At 51.2% G+C, this 3,382-nt stretch carries 4 protein-coding genes; all 4 read left to right on the forward strand.

Features of this window, described 5'->3' with window-relative positions:
- Positions 1 to 326 precede the first annotated feature (326 nt).
- The gene (locus LWH94_RS18875) at positions 327 to 821 is read left to right on the forward strand and encodes a DUF695 domain-containing protein (protein WP_232903274.1); all 495 of its coding nucleotides are present in this window, start codon (positions 327 to 329) and stop codon (positions 819 to 821) included.
- Between the two features lie 260 nt (positions 822 to 1,081).
- The gene (locus LWH94_RS18880) at positions 1,082 to 1,561 is read left to right on the forward strand and encodes a YqhA family protein (protein WP_232903275.1); all 480 of its coding nucleotides are present in this window, start codon (positions 1,082 to 1,084) and stop codon (positions 1,559 to 1,561) included.
- A 100-nt stretch (positions 1,562 to 1,661) separates the two neighbouring features.
- Positions 1,662 to 2,309: a GNAT family N-acetyltransferase gene (locus tag LWH94_RS18885; RefSeq protein WP_015278138.1), complete on the forward strand. Its 648-nt coding sequence runs from the start codon at positions 1,662 to 1,664 to the stop codon at positions 2,307 to 2,309.
- A gap of 17 nt (positions 2,310 to 2,326) precedes the next feature.
- The gene (locus LWH94_RS18890) at positions 2,327 to 2,743 is read left to right on the forward strand and encodes a hypothetical protein (protein WP_232903276.1); all 417 of its coding nucleotides are present in this window, start codon (positions 2,327 to 2,329) and stop codon (positions 2,741 to 2,743) included.
- Positions 2,744 to 3,382: the final 639 nt, after the last annotated feature.

The following is a 3,382-nucleotide window of genomic DNA, read 5'->3' on the forward strand; positions in this document are numbered from 1 at the left end:
GAGAAGGTCAGTTTTTCAGGTACCATTTTGGATAGCGGCTGTTGGTGCTTGGTGAACGGTGTAAGGTCCTGAAACTATAGCACTTTCAGCCGCTTTCTTTTATCCCCTCATGAGAAATCCGGGCTAGTAATGGCCAGTTTCAAGTCTCTCTCAACAAACTCCGGCAACTCAATCAAACAGTGGCTCAATCGGACCGTGTGCCTAGGGCCATTTAACAAGGCGCAGCAGTACGCGGCCGGTGGCCGCCGGACGCCCTTTACGTGGCTCCTTCGTCGCCACTCCAAGGTCGCCGCTGTGCTTCGGCGTTATGTTCCAGGAGAAATGTTGTGCTAGGGAAGTTGTTTGGAAGAAAAAAGGAAGAGCCTCTCAAAGAAAATGAGGTGCGTGTGGTCCTCCCTGAGGAGTCCTATACGCTGATGGAATGGAAAGAGGACAGCTTGCCGTGTATTGGGATACTCAATTCTGCACTCAGTGACTTTGAGCATAAACAGATTTTCGGGTGGCACCTTTCGGTAATCATCGACTTTGAGGAAACAGTCGAAAATGGAATGCCCTCGGAGGAAGGAAGAGAAATTGTCGATCCGTTCTGCGACAAATTAGACGAAGAAATCAAAGCAGGTGGAAACGCTTTGTTCCTTGTCAGAGAAACCTGGAACAAAACTCGACGCTTGGTCTGGAGAGTTTACGATCCAGAAATTGCCCACCAACACCTTCAATACTTAGTTGATCACCACCGGCATCCTCGACCTTTTGATTGGCGCATGGAACAGGACCTTGAGTGGGGCCAGGCCGAATGGTACTTCAAGCAACTGAGAACATAACAAGTGGCTGTTGTCCGACGCGCCTGCGCTGGCGCTCCGGCACGCCGCAAAGCCAAGCGTTAGTGGCTTTTCTCCAGGTCATGTCAGGGTCACGAACGTTTGAAGTAATCCAGCAGTAATCCGACAGCTCCAGTGTTCGGCTAACGCCGTAGAAAGCACAATCTAGAGGTTGATTAACGAGATAGTAGATGGTCCGATGAAACCGACTAAGAGAAAATTGTGAGTCTGTAACTGACGTTGTGACGCGGCCCGGAGAAATTATGATCGAGAGAGTTTTCAGAAGTAGTCGGTTTATGGTGTGGGTGGCAGTCGTTATCTGTGCGGTGTCATCTTTGCTCTTGTATGGTGCCTCGGTTAACATAATCTGGAATACCGCACTGGATGTAGTACGTGATATACCTGTCTCTGCTGACGACGGCAAGAGCCTCGCGGTTCGCCTCCTGAAGCTGTTGGATCTCCTGCTGATCGCTATTACTTTTCAGATCATGGCGGTTAGCCTGTATCGTCTGTTCATCCGTCCGGTGTCTGATGAATACAGAGAATCCCAAAACCCTCTGAACATTAAGAGCTTCCATGATTTGAAGATAACAGTAAGCCAAGTGGCTGTTGTGATACTGGTGGTTCTGTTCCTTGAGCAGGCGGTAGAGATTGGCGCTACGATCGCTACGTTATACTTTGGTGCTGCCATCGGTATCATTATTTTGGCCTCGGTATTCGCGTGGAAGAATATGAAAGACTGATGCACAGCACGCGGTTAGACGTCACCTGCTGGTTGCCTGAACTAGAGAGGCAACCACTCCGCAGAGAATGTAGGCGGCCAACGCTTCATGGGAGCCTGCTTTGGGCAAGAGCCAACGTCACGGGCGTCTGCCACTAACCAATCCAAGCATAGCGACACCATTTCGGTTGCGGCTTCGCCTTCACTACAAAGCTGCGCGTGTTGGCGGCGTTATGCGCATCCATAGAGAGGGTACTCTTATTATTGAAATCAGGAAGGCAGAAAAAGCGGACGTTCCTGCGATACTCGACCTTGTTCGAGGAAAAGCGGAATTCGATGGGTGTTTGAATTCGCTTCAATCTACGGAAGCTGACATTGAGGAAGCTTTCTTCTCCGAACAACCCAAGGCGTTTGCGCTCTTGGCCATGAAGTCAGGCGAGGCCGTGGGTATCGCGACGTACTACAGTATCTATTCCACGTTCATTGCCAAGCCTGGCATCTGGCTAGACGATCTGTTTGTCTATCCGCAGTTCCGGGGAAGCGGTGTGGGCGAAGCTCTACTCTCAGAGCTGTGTATCCTCGCTCAGAATACTGGCTGCGGGCGTATTGACTGGATCGTGGCTACCGACAATGATCGAGGAAGGAGCTTCTACGAGCGCTCGGGCGCTCGGATATTCGAAGAGGTACGGCGTGCCCGGTTAGATGAATGTGCGATCAACGCACTTGCAGAGAAAGCGCATAACAAAGCAATGCACCCGACAAGCGGGTGATTGCGGCGTTACACCGCATGAATACAACCGAGTTCGTCGTTTACTATTTAATAGCGGTATCAGCGATCTTTTTGCTGATCGCACTGGTGCGTTTTTCGCAGCTAAAGCCATTGTCTGGGGCCAGACAGACCTCAGCAATGGTTGAGCAGAATCATCGTGCTGCTCTAGATCGGTTAGTTCAACTGGGCATCAGGGTTGAAGGGAGGGGGCCTCTCCATTTTATCGCTCCTCCCCCTTACACACCCGACGAGGAATTAGTGGTTGGTACCGAGATGGCAGTTTGGATTTTGGATGAGCTTCCTGGAGTCGTTTTGCATACCAAACCGACTTTTTTAACACTGTTAGCTCGATCAATGTTCCCAGCATTCGTTGTCGCGTTCATCCTGCTGACGCCTATTGTGTTCATTCTTAGGGGGAATTTCGGTGCTGTGTAACACATATGAGCCTTCTCGGAATCAACAGACAATAGTGATTTTTTGGCCGCACCAGCGGCCAACCTAAACCCATGAGCGAGAACGCCTGCTTCGCTAGTCTCGTCGAGCTGTCAGGCACTTACAGCAAACACATATAGGGGCTCTCTTACGTGGCTTTAGGCCACTGCCTGACCGGTCGTTCCATCAGTGGGTCAGGGGCACCAGACATTCATCGGTTAACCGGTCACTGGCGCTATTCAAGCGTCGGGCTGCAAGGCTCCAGTTAGTTTCAGGCTCAGGACCGGTGTAAGCGCACTGGCTCATGGTATTAAGGCACGCCCACGGGCTGGCTAATCAAGTCGCTCTGGCTTCGACATCGGTGACAGAAAACCGCTTTGGTATCGGGTACCAGTCAGCGGACTCGCAGTCTTCGGCGTCATCCTTTCTGATCCAGTTAGACGTCTTGCTCAGCCCGTGGCGTGACTAACCTCTCAGGAACCGTTCTTCATCGAACACCCTCTTGTCTTTGAGCAGTAAGCGTTCATTCCGAGACGTCCTGCCACCCCACTGAATTTCGCTCTACAGTAACCTCTGATTTCCTAATAAGAGGTTGCTCCCATGAGAAAACACCGCACTCCGGAACAGTGGCAGGTCCTGGTC

The organism is Marinobacter sp. G11, from assembly GCF_021282325.1.
Lineage (GTDB): Bacteria > Pseudomonadota > Gammaproteobacteria > Pseudomonadales > Oleiphilaceae > Marinobacter > Marinobacter vinifirmus.